Origin of the sequence: Enterobacter cloacae complex sp. P16RS2 (assembly GCF_014982155.1) — a bacterium.
Taxonomy (GTDB): Bacteria; Pseudomonadota; Gammaproteobacteria; order Enterobacterales; family Enterobacteriaceae; genus Enterobacter; species Enterobacter cloacae_M.
Genome location: NZ_JADCKW010000096.1, coordinates 1 through 425, shown reverse-complemented (window position 1 = coordinate 425; position 425 = coordinate 1). Strand labels below are relative to the sequence as shown.

Below are 425 nucleotides of genomic sequence, written 5' to 3'. Positions count from 1 at the left end.
TTACTGGGTTTATTAGAGTTACTGCTGGAAAGATAATATGTTTTCATAAATGTTAAACGGTCGCCATTAAACATATAGTCTGGATTAATGAAGTAATAGTTCTGTATCATGGTCTCTGCAATAAACTTCTTGTCAGCAAGTTCTTTCATGCCTTTGAAATATGTTGTTCTGGATATTTTTACGACATCTTGATCAACAATATCGTATGACATCAAAATAGTATCAGTATCCTTATTATCTCTGATAGCAAGATAAAGGATCTTGAAAACTTTTTTACCCGATGAAGACAGTCCTTCAATAGCAGATACTCCGTCAACATAAAGTTTCACGAACTGTGTCTTATCAACCTCCATAGCCTGATAGAAACCGCCATTACCAACTTGCTCTCCAGTATTTTCATTAATTAATGCTAATCGATCTTTTCC

General features: G+C 34.1%; 1 protein-coding gene. It reads right to left on the bottom strand.

What is annotated here, in order from left to right:
* Window positions 1–425: replication/maintenance protein RepL (locus INF68_RS23035; protein WP_227412959.1), on the bottom strand; the 425-nt coding region annotated here is incomplete at both ends.